Origin of the sequence: Acinetobacter sp. SFA, assembly GCF_001647535.1 — a bacterium.
In the GTDB taxonomy this organism is placed as follows: Bacteria; Pseudomonadota; Gammaproteobacteria; order Pseudomonadales; family Moraxellaceae; genus Acinetobacter; species Acinetobacter pecorum.
Window position 1 is genome coordinate 79,263 of sequence record NZ_LSZI01000020.1, and the last position, 24,064, is coordinate 103,326.

General features: G+C 42.9%; 23 protein-coding genes. 18 read left to right on the plus strand and 5 right to left on the minus strand.

From position 1 onward, the window contains the following. Nucleotides 1-200: 200 nt before the first annotated feature. Together AY607_RS12505 and AY607_RS12510 are read right to left on the minus strand one after the other, a co-directional pair. Nucleotides 201-1,337 carry an acyl-CoA dehydrogenase family protein gene (locus AY607_RS12505; protein ID WP_064102683.1) on the minus strand — a complete coding sequence of 379 codons (1,137 nt, stop codon included), beginning with the start codon at nt 1,335-1,337 and terminating at the stop codon, nt 201-203. 163 nt (nt 1,338-1,500) lie between these two features. Then, the gene (locus AY607_RS12510) at nt 1,501-2,271 is read right to left on the minus strand and encodes a 3-hydroxyacyl-CoA dehydrogenase (protein WP_064102684.1); all 771 of its coding nucleotides are present in this window, start codon (nt 2,269-2,271) and stop codon (nt 1,501-1,503) included. A gap of 135 nt (nt 2,272-2,406) precedes the next feature. Here AY607_RS12510 and AY607_RS12515 point away from each other — a divergent pair, with 135 nt between their 5' ends. Beyond that, nucleotides 2,407-3,429: an AraC family transcriptional regulator gene (locus AY607_RS12515; RefSeq protein WP_064102685.1), complete on the plus strand. Its 1,023-nt coding sequence runs from the start codon at nt 2,407-2,409 to the stop codon at nt 3,427-3,429. Nucleotides 3,430-3,651: 222 nt separating this feature from the next. Continuing rightward, nucleotides 3,652-4,005, plus strand: a complete 354-nt coding sequence (locus AY607_RS12520) for a hypothetical protein (RefSeq protein ID WP_064102753.1) — start codon at nt 3,652-3,654, stop codon at nt 4,003-4,005. A gap of 184 nt (nt 4,006-4,189) precedes the next feature. Here AY607_RS12520 and prmC read toward each other — a convergent pair whose 3' ends face one another. After that, nucleotides 4,190-5,008 carry a peptide chain release factor N(5)-glutamine methyltransferase gene (prmC, locus tag AY607_RS12525; protein ID WP_064102686.1) on the minus strand — a complete coding sequence of 273 codons (819 nt, stop codon included), beginning with the start codon at nt 5,006-5,008 and terminating at the stop codon, nt 4,190-4,192. Next, nucleotides 5,008-6,096: a peptide chain release factor 1 gene (gene prfA, locus AY607_RS12530; RefSeq protein ID WP_064102687.1), complete on the minus strand. Its 1,089-nt coding sequence runs from the start codon at nt 6,094-6,096 to the stop codon at nt 5,008-5,010. Before prfA ends, prmC begins: the two co-directional genes overlap by 1 nt. Before the next feature lie 346 nt (nt 6,097-6,442). Here prfA and AY607_RS12535 point away from each other — a divergent pair, with 346 nt between their 5' ends. The 4 genes from AY607_RS12535 (at nt 6,443) to AY607_RS12550 (ending at nt 9,681) form a co-directional block, all read left to right on the plus strand. Further along, the gene (locus tag AY607_RS12535; RefSeq protein WP_064096506.1) at nt 6,443-6,859 is read left to right on the plus strand and encodes a glycine zipper 2TM domain-containing protein; all 417 of its coding nucleotides are present in this window, start codon (nt 6,443-6,445) and stop codon (nt 6,857-6,859) included. A gap of 244 nt (nt 6,860-7,103) precedes the next feature. Beyond that, on the plus strand, nt 7,104-7,559 hold the full coding sequence (locus AY607_RS12540; protein ID WP_064096507.1) for a hypothetical protein: 456 nt from the start codon (nt 7,104-7,106) through the stop codon (nt 7,557-7,559). Nucleotides 7,560-7,715: 156 nt separating this feature from the next. Next, entirely contained in the window at nt 7,716-8,720 is a 1,005-nt protein-coding gene (locus AY607_RS12545) for an LLM class flavin-dependent oxidoreductase (RefSeq protein ID WP_064102688.1), read from the plus strand. Nucleotides 8,721-9,123: 403 nt separating this feature from the next. Beyond that, nucleotides 9,124-9,681 carry a hypothetical protein gene (locus AY607_RS12550; RefSeq protein ID WP_064102689.1) on the plus strand — a complete coding sequence of 186 codons (558 nt, stop codon included), beginning with the start codon at nt 9,124-9,126 and terminating at the stop codon, nt 9,679-9,681. A gap of 250 nt (nt 9,682-9,931) precedes the next feature. On the opposite strand, the gene AY607_RS12555 is transcribed toward AY607_RS12550, so the two are convergent. Then, nucleotides 9,932-10,768, minus strand: a complete 837-nt coding sequence (locus AY607_RS12555; RefSeq protein WP_064096510.1) for a pyruvate, water dikinase regulatory protein — start codon at nt 10,766-10,768, stop codon at nt 9,932-9,934. A 154-nt stretch (nt 10,769-10,922) separates the two neighbouring features. Here AY607_RS12555 and ppsA point away from each other — a divergent pair, with 154 nt between their 5' ends. From ppsA to alr, 12 genes are all read left to right on the plus strand, one after another. After that, a complete protein-coding gene (gene ppsA / locus AY607_RS12560) occupies nt 10,923-13,301 on the plus strand; it encodes a phosphoenolpyruvate synthase (protein WP_064096511.1) in 2,379 nt (792 codons plus the stop codon). Nucleotides 13,302-13,717: 416 nt separating this feature from the next. After that, nucleotides 13,718-14,512: an RDD family protein gene (locus tag AY607_RS12565; RefSeq protein ID WP_064102690.1), complete on the plus strand. Its 795-nt coding sequence runs from the start codon at nt 13,718-13,720 to the stop codon at nt 14,510-14,512. 303 nt (nt 14,513-14,815) lie between these two features. Beyond that, entirely contained in the window at nt 14,816-15,910 is a 1,095-nt protein-coding gene (cyoA, locus tag AY607_RS12570) for a ubiquinol oxidase subunit II (RefSeq protein ID WP_064096513.1), read from the plus strand. 3 nt (nt 15,911-15,913) lie between these two features. Beyond that, nucleotides 15,914-17,902 carry a cytochrome o ubiquinol oxidase subunit I gene (gene cyoB, locus AY607_RS12575; RefSeq protein WP_064102691.1) on the plus strand — a complete coding sequence of 663 codons (1,989 nt, stop codon included), beginning with the start codon at nt 15,914-15,916 and terminating at the stop codon, nt 17,900-17,902. Nucleotides 17,903-17,906: 4 nt separating this feature from the next. Then, nucleotides 17,907-18,527 (plus strand): cytochrome o ubiquinol oxidase subunit III, encoded by a 621-nt coding sequence (cyoC, locus tag AY607_RS12580; protein ID WP_004278786.1) that lies wholly within the window; start codon nt 17,907-17,909, stop codon nt 18,525-18,527. Beyond that, nucleotides 18,527-18,853 carry a cytochrome o ubiquinol oxidase subunit IV gene (locus AY607_RS12585; protein WP_064096515.1) on the plus strand — a complete coding sequence of 109 codons (327 nt, stop codon included), beginning with the start codon at nt 18,527-18,529 and terminating at the stop codon, nt 18,851-18,853. Before cyoC ends, AY607_RS12585 begins: the two co-directional genes overlap by 1 nt. 10 nt (nt 18,854-18,863) lie before the next feature. Further along, nucleotides 18,864-19,742 carry a heme o synthase gene (gene cyoE / locus AY607_RS12590; RefSeq protein ID WP_064102692.1) on the plus strand — a complete coding sequence of 293 codons (879 nt, stop codon included), beginning with the start codon at nt 18,864-18,866 and terminating at the stop codon, nt 19,740-19,742. A gap of 438 nt (nt 19,743-20,180) precedes the next feature. Then, on the plus strand, nt 20,181-20,567 hold the full coding sequence (gene rpsF / locus AY607_RS12595) for a 30S ribosomal protein S6 (protein WP_004278789.1): 387 nt from the start codon (nt 20,181-20,183) through the stop codon (nt 20,565-20,567). Between the two features lie 12 nt (nt 20,568-20,579). Further along, on the plus strand, nt 20,580-20,807 hold the full coding sequence (gene rpsR, locus AY607_RS12600) for a 30S ribosomal protein S18 (protein WP_004278792.1): 228 nt from the start codon (nt 20,580-20,582) through the stop codon (nt 20,805-20,807). A 9-nt stretch (nt 20,808-20,816) separates the two neighbouring features. Then, nucleotides 20,817-21,263: a 50S ribosomal protein L9 gene (gene rplI, locus AY607_RS12605; RefSeq protein ID WP_064096517.1), complete on the plus strand. Its 447-nt coding sequence runs from the start codon at nt 20,817-20,819 to the stop codon at nt 21,261-21,263. A gap of 215 nt (nt 21,264-21,478) precedes the next feature. After that, nucleotides 21,479-22,921 carry a replicative DNA helicase gene (gene dnaB, locus AY607_RS12610; RefSeq protein WP_064096518.1) on the plus strand — a complete coding sequence of 481 codons (1,443 nt, stop codon included), beginning with the start codon at nt 21,479-21,481 and terminating at the stop codon, nt 22,919-22,921. Nucleotides 22,922-22,970: 49 nt separating this feature from the next. After that, the gene (alr, locus tag AY607_RS12615) at nt 22,971-24,041 is read left to right on the plus strand and encodes an alanine racemase (RefSeq protein ID WP_064102693.1); all 1,071 of its coding nucleotides are present in this window, start codon (nt 22,971-22,973) and stop codon (nt 24,039-24,041) included. Nucleotides 24,042-24,064 lie beyond the last annotated feature (23 nt).

Sequence of the window (24,064 nt, forward strand, 5' to 3'; positions counted from 1 at the left end):
GTTCCTGCTGATTCCATCAGCATAATTTTTCAAATCTGCATTCATGCCTTATAGCTAGGACCTGAATAAGGCTTATTTTCGATTATTCGCACTGTATGTCTTTAGAGCATCATATTCAGTTGAATCCTGCAATTTCCATATCCATCAATGTAAGTGCAGGATTTGAACATCCCTCAAAGTCTGTTTTTTTAAATTAAAAATCAGCGTTGACATACTTCACGCGCAATCACCAGTCGTTGAATATCTGATGCACCTTCATAAATCTGGCTCACTCGCACATCACGATAGATACGTTCAACCGGAAAATCCGACACATAGCCATAGCCACCATGAATCTGGATCGCATCCGAACAGACTCGCTCTGCGATAGTCGAAGCAAACAGCTTGGCCATAGAAGCTTCTTTTAAGCATGGCTGGCCAGCATCTTTGAGCGTTGCCGCATGCAAGACCAGTTGTCGCGCCGCTTCAATCTGGGTGGCCATATCGGCAAGCCGGAATGCCACAGCCTGATGTTGAACCAGTTCCACCCCAAAGGATTTACGCTGATTGGCATACTCTACCGCGGCATCCAGTGCAGCACGTGCCATACCGACAGATTGTGCTGCAATCCCGATCCGGCCCGACTCCAGATTAGACAAGGCAATTTTGTATCCTTCGCCTTCCTGCCCCAGCAGGTTGGCAGCAGGAATCCGGCAATTATCCAGAACGATGGTCGCGGTATCGGAACAATGTTGCCCCATTTTTTCTTCCAGACTGGACACGATATAACCCGGTATATCGGTCGGCACCAGAAAACATGAAATACCTTTTTTCCCTGCAGATTTATCGGTCACAGCAAATACTAGTGCAATCTGTGCGTGTTTACCTGTGGTGATAAATTGCTTGATGCCATTTAAAACCCACTCGTCGCCATCACGTTCGGCTTTACATTCCAGAGCGCTGGCATCCGACCCAGCTTGTGGCTCCGTCAGGCAAAAACACCCCAGCCATTCACCTGTCGCCAGTTTGGTCAGATATTTCTGTTTTTGTTCCTCTGTGCCATAGCGCTGGGTAATACCACAAGGCAAAGAATTCTGCACGCTGACAATCGTCGAGATCGCTCCATCTCCGGCGGCGATTTCCTCAAGAGCCAGTACCAGCGAAACATAGTCCAGACCTGCTCCACCCCATTGCTCGGAAACAGTCATGCCCAAAGCACCCAGCTCACCCAGTTCTTTGAGCTCCTGTGTGGGAAATTGTGCTGTTTTATCGCGCAAACCAGCGGTTGGTTTCAGCTTCTGCTGCGAATAATTCCGCATCATTTCCTGAATCATTTTTTGTTCGTCATTTAAAATCACGGATCTTTCCCTTCTTTATTCATTCTATCCAGCATCAGCACAGACTTTTTAATTTTCAAAATGTGATGTTTTTTTGGATGTATTCGGCAAATTCAACATACAATTTTCCCTGACACGTTATTGCCATTTTGATGAATCAGAGAAAGCATCTTTATTTAATGAATTATTTTGGTGCCATACGGATTGCACCATCCAGACGAATCACTTCACCATTCAAATAACTATTTTCGAAAATATGACCAACTAACTGAGCAAATTCCTGTGGTTTGGCCAGACGTGATGGAAAAGGCACCATCTGTCCGAGAGCATCCTGGACATTTTGCGGCATGCCTTTCAACATTGGAGTTTCCATGATGCCCGGCGCGATGGTCATGACACGGATCGCTTCACGAGCCAGTTCACGTGCCAAAGGTAAAGTCATTGCGACTACTGCACCTTTGGATGCCGCATAGGCAGTTTGACCAATTTGGCCGTCATAAGCGGCAACCGAAGCGGTATTCACAATCACGCCACGTTCTTCTTCACCCGATTGCAGCTCATATTTTGCGATTAAAGCCGCTGCATGACGCAGCATGTTAAAAGTACCGCTCACATTAATATTCAGCACTTTCTGGAACATCGCCAATTCATGGATGCCGTTTCGTCCCAACACTTTGGCAGACGGTGCAATCCCGGCACAGTTCACCAGACCATTTAGCTGACCATAATTGCTTTCGACTTCAGCAAAGAAGGCTTCGACAGCCTGCTCATCAGTGACATCCAGTTGTACAAATTCGGCCTGCTCACCCAGTTGCTCCTGCATAGCGACACCCTGTTCCTGGTTCATGTCTACCAGAATGACCTTGGCGCCCAGTTCCACCAGATAGGTTGCTGTAGCTGCACCCAGACCCGACGCGCCACCGGTAACCACTATAACTTTTCCCTGAATTTTCATGTTTATGTCCTTTAGATATTTTTAAAATTACGACTTATGAAGAAGAGTAAACAGAGATTTTATTCTGTACAATTTCCAAATATTGCATCTTGATTGATGGATTTGGACAATAAAAAAAAGGATTTTTGACCGGCCATGCATTTACCTGTCTTGGAATATAGCAAGGGAACCATCTCGATTGATCTGGTTCATGAAGCATTATTGAATGCCAAAGCACAACATTACGATATTGCTATTATCTTAAATAAAGCCGGTATTCCGTTAGAGATTCTGCACTCAGCCAAGGCTCGGGTTTCAGTGGCGCAATATGCAGCGCTATGGACCGCGCTAGCAGACAGCATGAATGATGAATTTTTTGGTATGGATAGCCATCCCATGCGCCGTGGCAGTTTCAAGCTGTTATCCAAAATGCTGTTGCAGACAGAGACACTAGAAAAAGCCTTGCAACAAATCCTGCAGTTTTTTAACCTGATTCTGGATGATCTGCACAGTACACTCATGGTCGAGGAAAACTTTGCCTATATCGTAATTTATGACCAGAAACAGACCAAACGCATGTTCAGTTATGCCACCTATGTAATGCTGATCCATACCCTCTTATGCTGGTTAAGCGGCCAGCGAATTTTACTCAATCAGATTCAGCTGAAATGCACCGCGCCAATCAATGATTTTGACTATAAAGTCCGGTTTTGTGAACAGATTGAATATCAGGCCAGTGAAAACTATATCCAGTTTGATGCTGCCTATTTGCAACTCCCAGTAAAACAGGATCAGACTTCCTGGTATCAGTTTATTCAGCAGACGCCACACAACCTGCTGGTTCGTTTTAAAAATCCCTATGCCTTAAGCACCCAGATTCGCAAACAGCTATTAGATGTACCACCCGCAGACTGGCTGGAACTGAATGAACTTGCTTTGAAAATGAATATCTCTGAAGCCACCATACAACGCCGTCTGAAAAATGAAGGCCTGAGTTATCAGCAACTTAAAAATGAAATTCGTTGTGATACTGCGATTGAGCTCTTAACCCGTACAGAGCAAAGTCTGCAGGATATCAGTGATCAGTTAAATTTCCAGGAAGTCAGTGCCTTTCATCGTGCCTTTAAAAAATGGACTGGTGTCAGCCCAGGGGCTTACCGGCAAAATATTACAAAATAATCTATATATTAAGACTTGAAAACGATTAAACCCCAATCAATAAATTTAACCGTATGTTTATTCAATATTTATATATTTCAAGGATCACAGCCTTAAATTACAGAACTAAACAGTCATTCTAAAAGCTTTTATTTTCCTATTAATATGGGTTATTTTTCAATCACTTTAGAACATCCATTTTTGGCTGTTTTTATATTTTCCTTTATTTTTGAAGGTATCTCCATGTTAAAGATGACTGATGTACTTGAACAAAATCTTGTTCAGAACTTCTCTAAAGCTTTATTTTCTTCAACTGATCTCATCACAGAACAGTTGAATCAAGGGATTTTAAATGCATCGGATGCAGAACTTAAACATGCAATTCTGCACTTCTTTAATCAGGTAGACGCTGTAGAAGCGGCTCAAGCCCTTGAAATACCAGCAGAACGTATCAACGAGTTACAGCAAGGTATTGCCTTGAAAGATGAAGAATCTTTGGCAGACACTTTGAAGGTTGTGGCACTTTGTCTGGCAATGGAAACCGGCAGTCTGGATCAGGTCGAAGTATATGACTGTCTACAAGACTATCCGATGTAATTCTTTTTTTAAGAATTCCTCGAAAGCGGTGCTCTGGCATCGCTTTTTTTATTTTTAGTTATACTGCCTTGGCGTGATGCCATTAAGAATGTTTAAGGTTTCAGATGCAGCTGGGAATTGATAAAACTTGAATAAAAAAGCGACCATACCGGTCGCTTTTTAATAAAGAAAGATAGATTACAGATTAATGTGGCCACTGCGCCAAAGTCACACGATCATTACCGCCATAATCTTTAACCGTGCGGACTTGCTTATAGCCCGCCTGTTTAAATAGATGTTGTACGGCGTCTGCCTGATCATAACCATGCTCAAGCACCACCCAACCATTCACAGTCAAATGCTTCTTGGCTTGAATAATAATGTCCTCCAGATCAGCCAGACCTTTTTTGTCTGCCACTAGAGCACGTTCCGGCTCAGTCGCCAGATTTGGCATATGTGCATCATTGGCATCGATATACGGCGGGTTTGATACAATCGCATCAAAGAACTGACGGCCAAATGGCTTCAACCATGAACCGAGAACAAATTCCACATTCTCAATATCATACTGCTCTGCATTATACTTCGCTACCTCCAGCGTAGGCGCGTAAATATCCGAAGCCGTTATGGACCAGTTTGGACGTTCAGAAGCAAGTGATAACGCAATTGCGCCAGTACCTGTACCTAAATCTGCCACACGGGCATCTTCAGGCAGGTCCAATTTCAACACAGTCTCAACCAGTACTTCAGTATCCGGACGTGGTACCAAAGTATCTTTGGTCACTTTGAGGTCCAAAGTCCAGAATGGCTGTGAACCAGTGACATAAGCCAAAGGCTCACCGGCAGCTATACGCGCCAGACCGTCTTTATACGCCTGTTCCTGTTCCGGCGTTAGTTCCTGATCCTTTTTCATCAGCAGATCAAATGAATCAATCTTGGTGATGTGTTCCAGTAACCAGGCATTTTCCTGACGTTCGTAACTTTCAGCTTCGCCGCGCAAAGCCAGCGCTTGTAAAATATTCATTATCCACCATTCTGCTGTGCAAGCATGGCCAACTGATCGGCCTGATATTCACGATGCAGACTGTCCAGCAATTCAGTCAGATCACCTTCCATCACCGCATCCAGCTTGTATAAGGTCAAGTTAATACGATGATCGGTCATACGGCCTTGTGGATAGTTGTAGGTACGAATACGTTCGGACCGGTCACCTGAACCAACCAGGTCACGACGCATTTCAGAAGTAGCCGCATCCGCAGCAGCACGTTTGGCATTTTCCAGACGTGAAACCAGTAAAGCCATGGCTTTGGCTTTATTTTTATGCTGTGAGCGCTCATCCTGACACTCAACCACTGTACCGGTTGGAATGTGGGTAATACGCACAGCAGAGTCAGTTTTGTTAATATGCTGACCACCGGCACCTGAAGCACGGTAAGTATCAATACGCAAATCAGATGAATTGATTTCAACCGAAGTATCGACATCCACTTCCGGAAGAATCGCTACCGTACATGCAGAAGTATGGACGCGGCCCTGCGATTCGGTTGCAGGTACACGCTGCACACGGTGCGCGCCACTTTCGAATTTCAGGCGACCATAGACACCTTCACCATTAATCAGACAAATGACTTCTTTATAACCGCCATGCTCGCCTTCATTTTCGGACAGGATTTCAAGTTTCCAGCCTTGAGACTCAGCATATTTACTATACATACGGAACAGGTCACCCGAGAAAATTGCCGCTTCATCACCGCCTGTTCCAGCACGGATTTCTAAATAAGCCGAGTTGGCATCATTCGGATCTTTCGGAATCATCAGGATATTCAGATCAGCTTCAAGCGATTCAATTAAAGCTTTATTTTCTTTAATTTCTTCCTGTGCCATTTCCTTGAAATCCGGGTCTGACAGCATGGCCTGAGCCGTTTCGATGTCTTCTTCAGCCTGTCTGTACTTGGTCCAGACATTGGTGATTTCTGTTAAGTCATTATGCTCACGTGATAATTGACGGAAGCGCTTGTTATCAGAAATGACTTCTACATCAGCTAGCAATGCGGTCAGTTCTTCATGGCGGTCAGAGAGCTGGTCTAATCGTAAACGTAACGATTCTTTCATTTTCTAAAAAATCTCAAACATATGGCTGCAGCTAAATATTCATTTAGCACAGCGAAATCAAAAAATTGCGCCTAGTTTAACGACTCTGGCCTCTAATGAACATCATTATTGAGTAAGTCCAGCTTGCTATTGTTCTCGTTCTAATGTCTTTGTTAATAAATATGATTAAAAATAGTAAAACTGCCTTTTTAGTAATCGATCTTATGCTTATTTACTGCAGATTTTACAATTTGCCAAATAAATCCAGTAATTATGAAGAAAGATCTTCATATTGTTTGCAGCATGATTTGTTACATTTTCTGCATCGAAATAACTACAGTCCCATAAATGGACACGGAGTAATGACATGAAGCTTAATGCACTTTTAATGAGTACAGTTTTAGCTGCTGGTTCAATGATGACTGTAAACGCATATGCAGACAGTACAGCACGCGTTGCAGCAGCAAGTGCTTTGGGTAGTGTTGCGGGTACAGCTTTAGGTAAAAATATGGGTGGCAATACTGGTGCAACCTTGGGTGCTGCTTTAGGTGGTGCTGGTGGTGCAGCGGTTGCAAGCAGCAAGAAAAACCGGACTGAATCTGCAATTGGTGGCGCTCTAGGTGGCGGTGCAGGATATACAGTAGGTAAAAATATGGGCGGCTCTAACGGTGGCTATATTGGATCAGCATTGGGCGCTGCGGGTGGTGCTGCATTAGGTAACAAGATTTCCAAGGATAAAACTGCTGAAAAACGCTCTAAACACTGGAAAAAACGTTACCGTTAATTTGAATTCAGGCATTTTAGGCCAGCGGCTACATTTAACACAAGAGGCACCTTCGGGTGCTTTTTTATTGCTCTTTTATTCCCTCCAAATTCATGTAAAGCATCAACTTATCTTGCCAACATCATGAATAAATTAAGGAGATAAAAATCACAATTCGCCAACACTGCCTCCATGCTGTTTGGCGCTTGCTAGATTAAATTGATTTTATCAACAAAATACAGCTAGATATATAAAAGGTGTCCTCATGAACTATAAATCTCTAATGATCGCTGTCGTAGCAACCTCAGCCATGGGTATGACAGCTGCCAATGCAGGCAATACAACCAATACAGCTTTAGCTTCTGCTTTGGGGGGCGTTGTGGGTGCCGCAGTCGGTAATAAAATGGGCGGTACCACTGGCGCAACAATCGGTTCAGCGATTGGTGGTGGTGCAGGTGCCGCAGTGGCAGCAAATAAACGTGACCGTAATGGTGCAATTATCGGTGGTGCTTTAGGTGGCGGTGCAGGTTATGCAGTAGGTCGAAATATGGCTGGCAGCAATGGTGGTTATATCGGTGCAGCACTCGGTTCAGCAGGCGGTTCAGCTTTAGGTAAAAAAGTTAGCGAAGACCGTCGTTATGATGATCGTAGCGAACGTCGCTATAACTCTTCTCGCAATTACCGTTACAACGATTATCGCTACAATAACCGTCGTCGTTAAGACTTCATCTTTTATCCTTTCCTCCTTTATAAGCATCTTCGGATGCTTATTTTTTTTATCTTTATAATTTAGTTTACACTTATATCGATTTTCCTCGATATACAAATACAATCTAAAGTCGTATGCTTTTAAAGATGTCTATTTAAGAGTAATACTATGCGTACACTTAACGATACCCAGTTCTCTATCCTCGAACTGGTTCCTGTTCGTGACGACAAGAGCATTCAATTTGCGCTAAACCATGCGCTCGAACTTGCCCAAACAGCAGAAAAATTGGGTTATCGCCGGATGTGGCTGGCAGAACATCATAATATGGATGGCATCGCCAGCTCAGCAACCGCAGTTCTCTTAGGCTATTTACTGGCAAATACCAAAACCTTAACTTTAGGTTCTGGCGGAATTATGTTACCCAACCATGCCCCGTTGGTCGTGGCTGAACAGTTCGGCACATTGGCAACGCTCTATCCGGATCGTATTGAACTGGGTCTGGGCCGTGCTCCAGGCACCGATCAAATGACCATGCGTGCCCTACGTCGTGGCCGTCAGGAAACCGAAGACCAGTTTCCACAAGATGTACTGGAAATTCTGCAGTATTTTAAAGATCCAATTCCTGGACAACGTATCGTGGCAACACCGGGTCAAAGCACCCATGTTCCAGTGTGGTTATTAGGCTCCAGCCTGTTTAGTGCCCAGCTCGCAGCGAAACTTGGTCTGCCTTATTCATTTGCTTCGCATTTTGCTCCACGTATGCTGGGTCAGGCGATTCAGCTGTATCGTGACAATTTCCAACCCTCTGAATATCTGGATCGCCCCTATGTTTCCATGGGCGTACCGACCTGTGTCGCAGATACCGATGAAGAAGCAGAATATCTGGCAACAAGTGCTTACCAACGTGTGCTTTCCCTGATTCGCGGTCAGAGCCTGAAACTGAAAGCTCCGATTGAATCAATGGAAGGGCTTTGGTCACCACCAGAAAAAATGTCTGTCGATAATTTCTTTGCCATGGCACAAGTGGGTTCTAAAGAAACTGTTAAAGCGGGGCTGAAAACACTTTTGGCAAAATATAATGTGGATGAGTTTATTTTCACCTGCGATATTTATGATACAGAGAAACGTCTGCATAACTTTGAATTACTGATGCAAATCAAGAACAGACAATAGATCTCATCTCTAACTCCTCTAAGGAGGAGCATGCTCCGCAAGGGGGAGAGGAAATTTTTATACACAACCTCTTCCTAACCTTTCCTTATAGATAGGAAAGGAAATTTCTTTGATAATGCTTACTTTTTCTAGTTTGTGTGATTGTCATCTACAATACCCATTCTTCGGAATGGGTGTATGGTTTTTAATCTATACCTTGACCTGTATGGCCAGCCACACAAATTCACGTGTTATCTTTTTTAATCGATATGTTTCTCTGGACTTGCTCTTTTGCACTAAAAACAACTATAGAAAATAGAATGACTGTCTAAGTTAAATTTTGAACTTTACTGCTCTGGGGCTTTTGTTAATATCTATAGAAAAGCAAATAAAATCAATTATTAAAAAATTTCAAGGAAAAACAATGTCTACCAAGCAGGATGTACATATGGGCATATTCGAGAATCGTCCCGAAAATTTCCAGCATTTTACTGGCCTTAAAGTGCCCTCTTCCCAGCTTGCTGAATTAGACTGCGCTGGGAAAGATATTGCGATTATTGGCACGGACCAGTTTACCGTGAGTCATCTCAATCACATTAGCCAGCACGCCCGATCTGTGAAAGTTTTTCAGATTAATCCGCAATTCGTGCTTCCCGGTACAGAGCATGGTCTGCAACGACTGTTGAATCATCCTCTGATTATCAAAAATCGACGCTTATTTAATAGCCGGATCAAAAGTATTTTGTCCTTACGCTATCTGGAAAATCAGGTCCAGAATTTATGGTTAAGACGTCAACTTATGCCAAATCTCGCCGAAGTATCTAAAGTTTATTTAAAATCTGATCATTACTATACTGCCTTGCAACGTGAAAATTGCCAGCTGATTACCTGGCCCATTTCAAAAATTTCTAAAGATAGCATTTATTGTATTAATGGCGCTCAGCATCAGGTCGAACTGATTGTGTATACGTTTTCAGTATAAAACTGATCAATGGATAGGCCAGTAAACTGAAATTATAAGCTGTATCTAAAAAATGCAAGGTCTATAAAATTGAATTTTTTGGTGAGTATCTAAACAAGTTGATTATAAAATAGTGGAATGTATTTTTTAAAAAAATATTCAGTATTTTATTTGTTTATAATATTGATATTTTATTTCTATGAATCTGGCTCTTTTATTAATTTTTTATCTATAAATCAGAGCCAAGTTCTAGCTTGGCTCTGCACTTTTCTTAACCGATACGACGTTTAAGACCAGTCATTTGCAGGATCCGGGTAGAAATCTCCTCAATCGACATTTCAGAGACATTCAGGTATTTGATTCCTTCTGAAATATAGATGCCTTCGATCGCACGCAGTTCCATCTGACACTGGCTAAAGCTGGCATAACGACTGTTCGCCTTACGTTCAGTGCGGATGGCAACCAGACGTTCTGCATCAATCATCAGACCAAAAAGCTTGTTTTTATGGGGTCTTAGCACTGCTGGCAGACGGTTATCATCCAGATCTTCTTCTGTCAGCGGATAGTTTGCTACACGAATACCGAACTGCAAAGACAGATAAATAGAAGTTGGTGTTTTACCGGAACGTGACACACCAATTAGAATCAGGTCGGCTTTATCATAATGACGGGTACGTGCGCCATCATCATTATCCAAAGCAAAATGGACAGCATCAATACGGGCTTTATAGGATTCGGAGTCCGTCACTGCGTGGGTCTGTCCGACTAAAGTCGTAGGAATCGTGCCTAACTCATCAGCCAATTTACTAATAAGCCCTTCAAATACATCAAGATTTACCGCATTTGCTGTATTAATAATATCGCGAACATAAGGATCAACCAAAGTATCAAATACCAGAGGTTTTTCACCGTCTATTTGAGCTCTTGCATTGATCTCTGCCACCACACTTGTAGCGGCTTCTTCAGAGCTAATGTAAGGGATAATATGAATGTCAAATTTTACGTGTGGAAACTGCGCTAACAGCGAGTGGCCAAGCGTTTCAGCGGTGATGGCAGTACCATCTGAAATAAAGAAAACACTACGCTGAATTTGTTTACCTTCCGACATTAAAATTCTCCTCCAACATTTGTCTTAGTGCTATATAATCTTTATAGTAAACCGATCTTACATGACTGTCGCTTAGTAAAATCAAAAACCTAGATGATTTGCTATACTCTCATGCCAAGATAGTGATTAATACTGCAAAAGTGGAGTAACAACTTTGGAAGCGCGCGTAATTGGTCTGGAAAAATTAGGGAAGCACGACGTTGAGCTGGTTGGTGGGAAAAACTCATCACTAGGCGAAATGATCAGCCATTTATCAAATGCTGGTGTATCTGTGCCAGGTGGTTTCGCAACGACTGCCGATGCCTACCGTGAATTTCTCGAGCAAAGTGGCCTAAACGCTAAAATCAATGCAGAGCTTGCTGCACTCAATGTTGATGACGTGAATGCACTCGCTGAAACTGGCGCAAAAATTCGTCAATGGATTGTGGATACTCCACTTACACCTGCATTAGAACAAGAAGTTCGTACAGCATTTGCAGAACTTTCTAACGGCAACCCTGACATCGCGGTTGCCGTTCGTTCTTCTGCAACTGCAGAAGATTTGCCGGATGCTTCTTTTGCCGGCCAGCAAGAAACTTTCCTGAACATTCGTGGTATCGATAACGTTCTGATCGCAATCAAAGAAGTGTTTGCATCTTTATACAACGACCGCGCAATCTCTTACCGTGTACACCAAAACTTTGCCCATGATGTAGTGGCTTTGTCCGCTGGTGTACAACGCATGGTTCGTTCAGAAACTGGTGCTGCGGGTGTAATGTTCACACTAGATACTGAATCAGGCTTCCGTGATGCAGTATTCATTACCGCTTCTTATGGTTTGGGTGAAATGGTTGTTCAGGGTGCAGTTAACCCGGATGAATTCTATATTTCTAAACCACTTTTAAATGCAGGTCGACACGCGATCCTTCGTCGCAACCTGGGTTCTAAGCACCAGAAAATGATTTATGGTGAAGAAGCCTCTGCGGGTAAATCAGTAGTTGTAGTTGACGTAGAAAAAGCAGATCGTCAGCAATTTGCATTGAATGATCACGAGCTACAAGAACTGGCTAAACAAGCGTTGATCATTGAAAACCATTACGGTTCTCCAATGGACATCGAATGGGCAAAAGACGGTGATGACGGTAAAATTTATATCGTTCAGGCACGTCCTGAAACAGTAAAAAGCCGTGAAAATGTCGGCACCATGGAACGCTACCTGTTGAAACAACGCGGCACTGTAATCTGTGAAGGCCGTTCAATTGGTCAACGTATCGGTTCTGGTAAAGTCCGTATCGTGACGTCGATTAAAGAAATGGACAAAGTACAAGACGGTGATGTACTTGTATCTGACATGACTGACCCGGATTGGGAACCAGTGATGAAACGTGCTGCTGCGATTATCACCAACCGTGGTGGTCGTACTTGTCACGCTGCAATCATTGCACGTGAATTAGGTGTTCCTGCAATTGTAGGTTGTGGTAATGCCACTGAAGTACTGGTTGATGGTCAAGAAGTCACTGTATCTTGTGCTGAAGGCGATACCGGCTTCATCTACGAAGGTGCGCTTGATTTCGAAATTCAAACCAACTCGATCGAATCAATGCCAGCATTACCGTTCAAAGTCATGATGAACGTGGGTAACCCGGATCGTGCATTCGACTTTGCTCAAATTCCAAACGAAGGTATTGGTCTTGCACGTCTAGAGTTCATCATCAACCGTATGATCGGCGTACACCCTAAAGCATTACTGAACATCGACAGCCTGCCACGTGAAACACGTGCAGCAGTCATGGCACGTACTGCGGGTTATGCATCTCCAATCGAATTTTACGTAGAAAAACTGGTTGAAGGTATTTCTACTCTTGCTGCTGCATTCGCAGACAAGCCAGTGATCGTGCGTATGTCTGACTTCAAGTCAAACGAATATGCGAATTTGATCGGTGGTAAGTTATACGAACCAGAGGAAGAAAACCCGATGCTGGGCTTCCGTGGTGCAAGCCGTTATGTCTCTGACAACTTCCGTGACTGCTTCGAGCTGGAATGCCGTGCATTGAAGAAAGTTCGTGATGAAATGGGCTTAACCAACGTACAGATCATGATTCCGTTCGTTCGTACTGTAGCTGAAGCAAAACGCGTGATTGAACTTCTTGCTTTAAATGGCTTGAAACGTGGCGAGAATGGCCTGAAAGTGATCATGATGTGTGAACTTCCAACTAATGCCTTGTTAGCTGAACAGTTCCTTGAACACTTCGATGGTTTCTCTATCGGTTCAAACGACTTGACTCAGTTAACTCTTGGTCTGGACCGTGACTCTGGTATTGTATCTCACCTGTTTGATGAACGTGATCCTGCAGTTAAAGTACTTCTGTCTATGGCAATCCATGCATGTCGTAAAGCAGGCAAATATGTCGGTATCTGTGGTCAAGGCCCTTCTGACCATCCAGATCTTGCACAATGGCTGATGGAACAAGGAATTGAATCTGTGTCGCTTAACCCAGACTCAGTATTGGATACCTGGTTCTTCCTTGCTGAAGAAAAAGTAAAAAAAGCATAAATTCATTTTGAATATAAAAAAGACCCTTTAATAGGGTCTTTTTTATAAGCTCACCATTATTTACTAGTTCAAATCAATGGACTGAAAATATTCAAAAGTTAAACAATTGAATTAACTAAAATAATTAAATTAAATTTCTAAACACACCCCTACTGTAATGACAAACAAATACCAACAGTAAAGTCATACCAAACTAGCAATAATAAATGTCTACCTGAAGTCCAAACATGTATCTTTTTAGAACACAGAAGTTTTCAGTTTATGTGTAGGATGCATTTTAATGAGAAATATGATTGAAAATCCTCAATTAATCTATATCTTACGATGAGAGAGTGTTTGTTTTCAAAACAGAATTCACTACAATCTTGATTAAACCTATTTATCAGTTCACATTTAAATATTGAGATTCAGTTTATATGCAGATTTACTTGGCACGAAACAATCAACAAGCTGGTCCATATACGCTCGAGCAATTGAATCAGATGCTGGCGAATCAACAAGTCATGCTGACAGATTTAGCCTGGCATCAAGGCATGACAGAATGGAAAGCCTTAGGTGAACTTACCCAAGGAAAATCAGTATATCAACCTGAAGGCTATATCGCTCCAGCACCAACTCCTGAAACGCCTGTATTTCAGAAAAATCAAACCGAAAAAACCTCTTATGGCCAGCAGCCTCGAGTCTCTGCAAGAAAAAATGAACTGGCCAGTATTCCCAGTCGTATCTTGGCTAAAATTGTAGACCTGCTATTGTGGTTGCCGGCGACTTTTATCCTGACTGCATTTTTCACTCCTGAACAGGAAGCACGGTTCGCAGAATTGAACCAAGAATTCATGAACGTGGTGCTGAGCAGCGATGCAGATCCGGCAATGGCCCAGCAATTACAGACTCAAATGTTTGAGATGTTTTCTCAACAGGCCTGGCTTGCCACAGCAGTCTATTTACTGATTATGCTGGCTATTCAAGCGTTTCTGATTGCAAAATCAGGTCAAAGTATTGGTAAAAAACTCACGAAAATCAAAATTGTAGATGCTGATTCTGGCGAAAAAACCAGCTTGTTACGCGCTTTTACTATCCGCAGTGTGTTGTTCATTTTCTTCAATATCATGTTTATGCCTCTCAGCTTAATTATAGACTGGGCATTCGGACTGGGTAAAAAACGTCAGACCCTGCATGACAAACTGGCCAAAACTCAAGTAGTAAAACAATAATTTAGCAGCAAATAAAAACGGGATAATCTTCATCCCGTTTTTTCTTACATAACTTTGAAATTGAAATAAAATTCCTATAAATATTCCCCAAATCATCCTACCAAAATCGGTTTTTATTACAGGCATTTAAAGCACCTTTACATATAGCTTAGTTCGTTAATCTCAGGCATAATGCCCTACAACGTAGCGGTGTATTATGATTAAAAGGATGTTTTTTAAAAAATCAGCCTTTTTTAGTCATGTGCACTTTAATCGCTATCCCATATTAAATTAGGGAATGGGACTCTTCACCGAGGTTGTAAAATGAGACAAACGATTTTAGCTGTATTGTCTTTATCTGCGATGACTGCACTCTTGACCGGGTGTGGTGGTGATATGGTACTTCTGAACTCTAAAGGTCCAGTTGCAGCAGGTCAAAGTAACCTGATGATGACTGCGATTTACTTAATGCTATTGGTGGTTATTCCATCAATCATCATGGCATTATGGTTCGGTTGGAAATATCGTGCATCGAATAAAGACGCAGACTATAAACCTACATGGGCACACTCTACTGCGATTGAAATTGTAGTATGGGGTATCCCTGTCATTATTATTGGTATTTTAGCTTGGTTAACTTGGTGGGGTTCCCACAAGTATGACCCATACCGTCCAATTGAAGCAGATAAAGCACCTTTAACTGTTCAAGTTATTGCTGAACAATTTAAATGGATCTTCATCTACCCTGAGCAAGGTATTGCAACAATCAACGAAATGCGTTTCCCAGAGAAAACTCCGGTAAGCCTTCGTTTAACCTCTAACTTCACGATGAACTCATTCTTCATCCCGGCGTTAAGTGGTCAGATTTATGCAATGGCAGGTATGCAAACTCACCTCAACCTATTAGCTGATGAAACTAGCCCAGCTGAAGGCTACCGTGGTTTCTCTTCAAACTATTCAGGTTACGGCTTCTCACAAATGCGCTTCCGTGCACATTCTGTGACTGATGCCCAGTTTGCCGAATGGGTTTCTGCTATTCAGGCAGGAAACGGTACTTCAGTTAACCCTAATGCAGTACAAAAAACTGTTCTAGACCAAGCTGAATTTGCAAGCTTACGTGACGGTAACCGCGGTGTTCACCAGATCGAAGCGATTATTGCAAGAGCTAAGACTCCTGAAGAGAAGGCTGCTGCTGAAGCAATGAAGCCTTACCCTACTAAGCCACACCCTGTGACTTACTACTCTTCTGTAGAGCAAGGTTTGTTTGAATCTGTGATTCACAAGTATATGAGTAACTACCACGGTGCTGACCATTCAGCTCCTGTAGAAGCTGCAGCAACTGATGCTGTTGCTCATGAAGCGTCTGCTTCTGAAGCTCATGTAGCTGGTGAACATGCGACTGCTTCTCAAGGAGAATAAGACATGAGCTTCTTAGGTAAGTTAGGTCCGGATGCAATTCCTTACGATCCAATCGTACTGGCAACTGTTGCAATGATGATCTTGGGTGGTATCGTAGTTGTTGCCGGTATTACCTACTTCAAAAAATGGGGCTACTTGTGGAACGAATGGTTCACATCTGTAGACCATAAAAAAATTGGTATCATGTATATCTTCGTATCTGTGATCATGCTGGTGCGTGGTTTCGCCGATGCGATCATGATGCGTCTTCAGCAGTTCCTTGCAAAAGGTGGCGGCGAAGGTTATTTACACCCTGAGCATTACGACCAGATCTTTACCGCCCATGGCGTGATCATGATCTTCTTCGTGGCAATGGGTCTTGTAGTTGGTTTAATGAACATCTCTGTACCGCTTCAAATCGGTGCACGTGACGTTGCATTCCCATTATTAAACTCTCTGAGCTTCTGGTTATTCGCCGGTGCTGCGGGTCTGATGATGGTATCACTTGCGTTAGGTGAGTTCGCTGCAACAGGCTGGATGGCATACCCGCCACTGTCTGGTATCGAATATTCTCCAGGCGTGGGTATGGACTACTATATCTGGGCACTGCAAATTTCAGGTCTAGGTACGCTATTAACGGGTGTTAACTTCTTCGTTACCATCATCAAAATGCGTGCGCCTGGCATGAAACTTATGGAAATGCCAATCTTTACCTGGACATCTTTATGTACAGCAGTATTGATTATTGCGGCTTTCCCAGTGTTGACTGCAACAATCGCAATGTTAACGCTTGACCGTTACTTCGGTTTCCACTTCTTTACCAACGACATGGGTGGTAGCCCAATGTTGTATGTAAACCTGATTTGGACTTGGGGTCACCCGGAAGTGTATATCTTGGTATTACCAGCATTTGGTATTTACTCAGAAGTTGTTGCGACTTTCTCGCGCAAAGCATTGTTCGGTTACAAATCAATGGTGTATGCAACAGTAGCAATCACAGTATTGTCATTCGTTGTATGGGTTCACCACTTCTTTACCATGGGTGCAGGTGCCAACGTTAACGCGTTCTTCGGTATCATGACCATGATTATCGCGATTCCTACAGGTGTGAAGATCTTCTCTTGGCTGTTCACCATGTACAAGGGTCGTATTGTTTACACTACCCCAATGCTATGGACACTTGGCTTCCTTGTGACTTTCGGTATCGGTGGTTTAACAGGTGTATTGATGGCGGTTCCACCAGCGGACTTCCTGGTACACAACTCTTTATTCCTGATTGCCCACTTCCATAACGTAATTATTGGTGGTGTAGTATTCGCGATGTTCGCAGGTATCATCTTCTACTGGCCGAAAATGTTCGGTTGGAGACTGAATGAAACTTGGGGTAAAGCAGCGTTCTGGTTCTGGTTCTTCGGTTTCTACTTTGCATTCATGCCGCTTTATATCCTTGGTTTCATGGGTATGACTCGTCGTTTGAATACATTTGACAACCCGGACTGGGATCCGTATGTAAACATTGCCATGTTTGGTGCGATTCTGATTGCGCTGGGTATTGTATGTTTCATCATGCAAATCGTGGTTGGTTTCCTACAACGTGAGCAACGTCTAGATTTGACTGGCGATCCATGGGATGGTCGTACCCTTGAATGGTCGACATCATCTCCTGCTCCATTCTATAACTTCGCTCATCTTCCAAAGATCCATGGTATTGATACTTTCTGGATCGAGAAAGAAAATGGTGTTGCATACGCAAAACCGACGAAGTATGAAGACGTGCATATGCCGACTAACCGTGCTGCTGGTTTCGTTATCGCGATGTTCATCACTATTATGGGCTTCGGTTTAATCTGGCACATCTGGTGGTTAGTAGTTGTTACGTTCCTTGCTTCTATCATTAGCTTCATCGTGTCTTCTTTCACCAAGAAAGTGGATTACTATGTTCCAGCTGCTGAAGTTGAGCGTATTGAAAACGAACGCTATGCGATTCTTGAAAAACACTTGAAGAAGGACTAAGACAATGGCTGAAGTACTTCATCACGATAACCACGGACATGATGAGCATCATCATCACGATGATACTGACATCACTGTCTTTGGTTTCTGGACTTACTTGATGAGTGACCTTGTCCTGTTCGGTACACTCTTCATTGCGTTCGCTGTTTTGAGTAGCCACATCCCTGTGGGTACTCCAAGTGCGAGAGACCTGTTTGGCGACTCTTTAGGTTTCGTTCTTACTGAAACCTTCGCCCTCTTGATCTCTTCTGTAACCTTTGGTTTTGCAGTTCTTGCTGCATACAAAAAAGACGTTGCAAAAGTACTGACTTGGTTAGCGATTACTTGGGTATTCGGTGCTATCTTCATCGGCATGGAACTATATGAATTCAATCACCTAGTTCATGCGGGTCACGGTCCAAGCACAAGTGCGTTCTTATCTGCGTTCTTTACTTTGGTAGGTACGCACGGTATTCACGTAACTTCTGGTCTGGTCTGGATGATCGTGCTTATGGTTCAAATCAAGAAATATGGTTTGACTCTTGCAAACACGCGTCGTCTAGCTTGCCTAAGCTTGTTCTGGCACTTCCTTGACATCGTTTGGATCTGTGTATTCAGCGTAGTTTATTTGATGGGAGTTCTGTAATGAGTCACGATCATAACGCTGCTGGCGAATCACACGGTAACGTTAAGCAATATACTGTTGGCTTCATCCTTTCTATCATCCTTACCGTAATTCCATTCGGTATGGTGATGGCAGGCGGTTTTGGCCGTGGTACTTTGATTACCGTCATTGCGATTACTGCGGTTGCTCAGATTCTTGTGCAGTTAATTTATTTCCTGCATATGAACTCTTCTTCAGAGCAACGCTGGAACGTAATTGCGTTTGTGTATACCATCTTAACCATTGCTATTCTTCTAGTAGGTTCTGTATGGATCATGAACTACCTACACTACAACATGATGATCTAAACTGGTCGTCATGCTGAAAAAGTATTTATTCCTGACTAAGCCAGGAATTCTCTTCGGTAACTTTGTTACCACTTTGGGTGGCTACTTTGTAGCCACTCAAGGTTCTGTAGATTTCCTTCTCCTGCTTATTACCTTGCTCGGTACTACGCTTGTCGTAGCATCAGGATGTGTGGTCAACAACGTGATTGACCAGGACATCGACCAAAAAATGCAGCGCACAAAAAATCGTGCTCTCGTCACTAAAGCCATCTCTGTACCTGTTGCCCTGGCCTTTGCCCTGGTATTAGGCATTATTGGTTTTAGTCTTTTATGGTTCTGGGTAAATGCGTACGCTTTCTTATTCGCGGTGATTGGTTTTGTCGTATATGTCGGTTTTTACAGCCTATGGACAAAACGAACCACAATTCATCAAACTGTTGTAGGTAGTATTTCTGGTGCAGCTCCGCCTGTCATTGGTTATACCGCAGTAGCCAATCAATTTGATTTAGGTGCATTGCTGATCTTTTTAGGTTATGCATTATGGCAAATGCCTCACTCATGGGCGATTGCGATTTACCGCTTTGATGATTACAAAAATGCAGGTATTCCGATTTTGCCTGTAGCGCGTTCGATTCATCGTACCAAGGTTGAATCACTGGTTTATGTGATGTTATTCACACTAACCATGAATGCGTTATTTGTCTTTGGTTATGCCAACTGGCTCTATGCAGTGGTTTTAAATTTACTGTGTATATACTGGCTGTATCTGGGTGTGATTGGATTTAAAGCTGAAAATGATCAACTTTGGGCAAAGAAATATTTCTTGTTCTCTGTGATCCTGATTACTGTCATCAGTATTATCTTTAGTTTTACCTCCACTGCGCCATCTACACAGATTGTGTTTTTTTAAAAAGGATAGAGTTAGTCTCTATCTTTTTTATTTTGATTTCTCTTAATCCCCTGCTTCTAATAGTTGTAGAGCAGCATCAAAAATTCGGCTTTATAAAGCTAAACCTCGATCTTCCTGATCGCTTGTAAAACTCAATCTTTCTGGCTCCAGACTCCGATTATTCAGTTTTTCTAGATTTTTAACCTGATAAGTCCAGCTTGATCTTCGCAACAATACATGTGCTGAATTTAACCAGTCCAAATTTGGTTAAAGCCAAAATAAGGTTCTGATAATCGGTCTGGTTATAGAGATAATTTCGCAAAAATCTCTTATTTGGTTGAAATTATCCTTAAAGATCACTACAATTCCCCCTTCGCAAACACTGCGACACAACTTTGGTTGTGACTCCTTGCTTCAATTTACTTAAATTGGGGCTGTCCAAACCGTAAGGAGCTGACAATGCGTCATTACGAAATCGTACTTTTAGTACACCCTGATCAAAGCGATCAAGTAGTTGGTATGGTAGAACGCTACCTAACTCACATCAAAGAAGCTGAAGGTCAAATCCACCGTCTTGAAGACTGGGGCCGTCGTCAATTGGCTTACCCAATCAACAAGATCCACAAAGCTCACTACATTCTTATGAATGTTGAGTGTGGTCAAACTACTCTTGATGAGCTTGAAGAATTATTCCGTTATAACGACGCAATCATTCGTAGCCTTATCATCCGTCGTGAAAACGCTATCACTGAAGAGTCACTATTGGCTAAAAGTGCTGAAGAAAAACGTGCGCGTAAAGCTCAACGTGAAGAAGCACAACACGCTCAAGACTCTGCTGAAGCTTAAGGAGAACATAACATGGCACGTTTTTACCGTCGTCGCAAGTTCTGCCGCTTTACAGCTGAGAACGTTACGTACATCGACTACAAAGATATCGACACTTTAAAACAGTACATCACTGAAAACGGCAAGATTGTTCCTAGCCGTATTACAGGTACTAAAGCTCGTTACCAACGTCAATTAGCGCTAGCTATCAAACAAGCTCGCTACTTGTCTTTGATCCCTTACACTGACAATCATAAGTGAGGTTGAGCTGTGGATATTATCTTATTACAACGCATTAAAAACCTAGGTAAACTAGGCGATAAAGTTTCAGTTAAAGCTGGTTACGGCCGTAACTTCCTTATCCCACAAGGTATGGCAGTTGCTGCAACAGAATCAAATACTGCTGCTTTTGAAGCTCGTCGTGCTGAACTTGAGAAAGCTGAAGCTGATGTTTTAGCTGCTGCTCAAGCACGTGCTGACCAATTGAACGAAGTGAACATCGTTATTACTGCGAAAGCAGGCGACGAAGGTAAACTATTTGGTTCTATCGGTACTCGTGACATCGCTGACGCGTTGACAAATGCTGGTCTAGAAGTAGACCGTGCTGAAGTACGTCTTCCAAATGGCGCACTTCGTCACACTGGCGAATTTAACATCGCAATCCAATTGCACCATGATGTTATTGCAGAAGTTCTGGTTACTATCGTAGCTGAGTAATTTCTCGCCTCAAAAAGAGCATGCTTTCGCATGCTCTTTTTTATTTCTAAAAAATATAATCTAGTCAATATTACCCAATTCATTTTATCATGCGTGTTTCTAAAAAATTGCACTTCGCATTTTTGATCAGAGCGCGTATCATTTCATCTCGTAGTGAATAAACGCTATTCATCTCCGACGATATTTTACCATTGTATTTAAAATCAGGGATTTATATGTCACAGGCGAATGCCAGCAAAAAGGTACCTATTACTAAACCGGAAATTGTTACTGAAAATAGCAATCTCAAGGAGTTCCGTACCCCGCCCCACAATTTAGCAATTGAACAGGCTGTACTTGCTGCCCTTATGACTGTGGCTGAATCTTTTGAACAGGTCGGTGATGTACTGACCGAAAATGATTTTTATGCTACCCGACATAAATATATTTTCCGCGCCATTGAACAGCTCTCTAAAGAAAACTCACCTTATGATGCGGTTCTGGTACATGACTGGCTAATCAAACAGAACTTGCTCGATGCCATTGGTGGCGAAGAGTATTTGATGCAACTGATGGCAGATTCACCCTCGAGTTTCTATAACCTGGAAACTTATGCTGGGAAAATTAAAGAGTTTGCTACCCTGCGCAGCATGATTAAAGTCAGCTCTGAAATTTTACAAAATGCCTATGACACCAAAGGCCGCACAGTAAGTGAAATTCTGGATCTGGCTGAGACGAATATTTTCTCGATTGCCGAACAGCATAATAACAATGCCAAAGCGCAAGGCCCTAAGCCGATCAACTCGGTGGTTGCGGACGTATTTGATAAATTAAATGAACTGTCACAAATGGAAGGCAGCATTACCGGTTTAACTACTGGTTTTGTGGAACTGGATAACAAAACTTCCGGCATGCAATCTGGTGATTTAATTATTGTCGCGGCGCGTCCTTCCATGGGTAAAACCACCTTTGCCATGAATCTGGTCGAAAGTGTTTTATTCAATAACAACCTGCCTGCTCTGGTCTATTCAATGGAGATGCCAGCCGACTCGATCGCCATGCGTTTGATTTCTTCATTTGGTCGCGTGCATCAGGGACATTTACGTTCTGGTAAAATGGACAGTGATGAATGGTCAAAAGTCACCAGTACCATTGTGCATTTACAAGAAAAAAATCTGTATATCGATGATTCTTCTGCGCTTCCACCGACAGAATTACGTGCCCGTGCGCGTCGTATTGCCAAAATGCATGGCGGAAAACTAGGCTGTATCATGGTCGATTACCTGCAGCTGATGAAAGTCCCTGGCATGGGTGATAACCGTGTTGGCGAAATCTCGGAAATTTCCCGAAGCTTAAAAGCCTTGGCAAAGGAAATGCAGTGTCCCGTAATTGCCTTGTCGCAGCTCAACCGATCGCTGGAGAACCGTCCAAACAAACGCCCGGTGATGTCCGACTTGCGTGAATCCGGTGCGATCGAGCAGGATGCCGACTTGATCATGTTTATTTACCGTGATGAGGTTTATAACAAAGAATCAAAGGAAGCTGGCACCGCTGAAATCATTATCGGCAAACAGCGTAACGGCCCGATTGGTACCGTGCGTCTGGCATTCGAAGGTCAATATACCCGCTTTAGTAATCTCTCGCCTGAATTCTATGCTCAGTATGATGATGAAGAGTAATCAGGCTCTCGTCATCACATTTCCATCGTCCCTCTAGGAGTAATTTAGGGTGCGTCAAGCTACAGTTTATATTGACAGCGCTGCGCTGCAATATAATTTAAACCGTGTCAAACAACTTGCCCCAACCGCGAAAATCGTCAGCATGGTGAAAGCCAATGCTTATGGACACGGAGTTAAAGACTGCTTAGCAGCCTTAAGCGAAACCGATGCCTTTGGTGTCGCCTGCCTGCAAGAAGCCTTGGAAATTCGTGAATTGGGCTATTTACAGCCGATCACGCTCATCGAAGGTATTTTTTCAGCCGATGAAATGCAGCTTGTAATCGATCAGAATATTGAAGTTGTGGTACATCATCAGGCCCAACTCGACTGGTTACTGGCTCATAAAGAGACCTATATCGCCAAAGGCCTAAAAGTCTGGGTCAAACTGAACAGCGGCATGAACCGTCTAGGCTTTAAAATTGATGTGATTAAAACCGTGATCAATCAGTTGAAAGCTGAAGGCTTTACTTGTGTACTTGCCATGCACTTTGCCAATGCAGATGCCGATCATCCATTGAATGAACAGCAAATCCAGCAGTTCCTTGAAGTGAAAAATGACTGTGCACCACTCATGGGTTCATGCTGTAACTCGGCTGCAATCTATAAATATCCAGAATTGCATTTTGACTATGTCCGTCCCGGGATTATGCTCTATGGTGCGACGCCCTTTGCAGACCGTGATGTACATGACCTGGATTTAAAACCGGTTATGACCTTTACAGCTGAAATTATTGCCTTGAATGATATTCAAGCGGGTGAGCATGTCGGTTATGGTTCGACGTTCACCGCAGATCAGGACATGACTTTGGCCATTGTTTCAATTGGCTATGGTGATGGCTATCCTCGTGCTTTCCCCAAACAGAACTATGTCGCAATCAATCGTCAGCAAACTCGCGTGATTGGCCGCGTAGCGATGGATATGATCGCTATTGATGTCACAGGATTAGAAGTGCAATTAGGTACAGAAGTCGAACTTTGGGGGGAAACCCGTCTGGTGGATGATGTAGCGACAGCCAATGGTACGATTGGTTATGAACTATTATGTCGATTAAGCAATCGGGCACGACGTAAAGTAATCTGATTTAATCTAAAGATCCAAAAAAG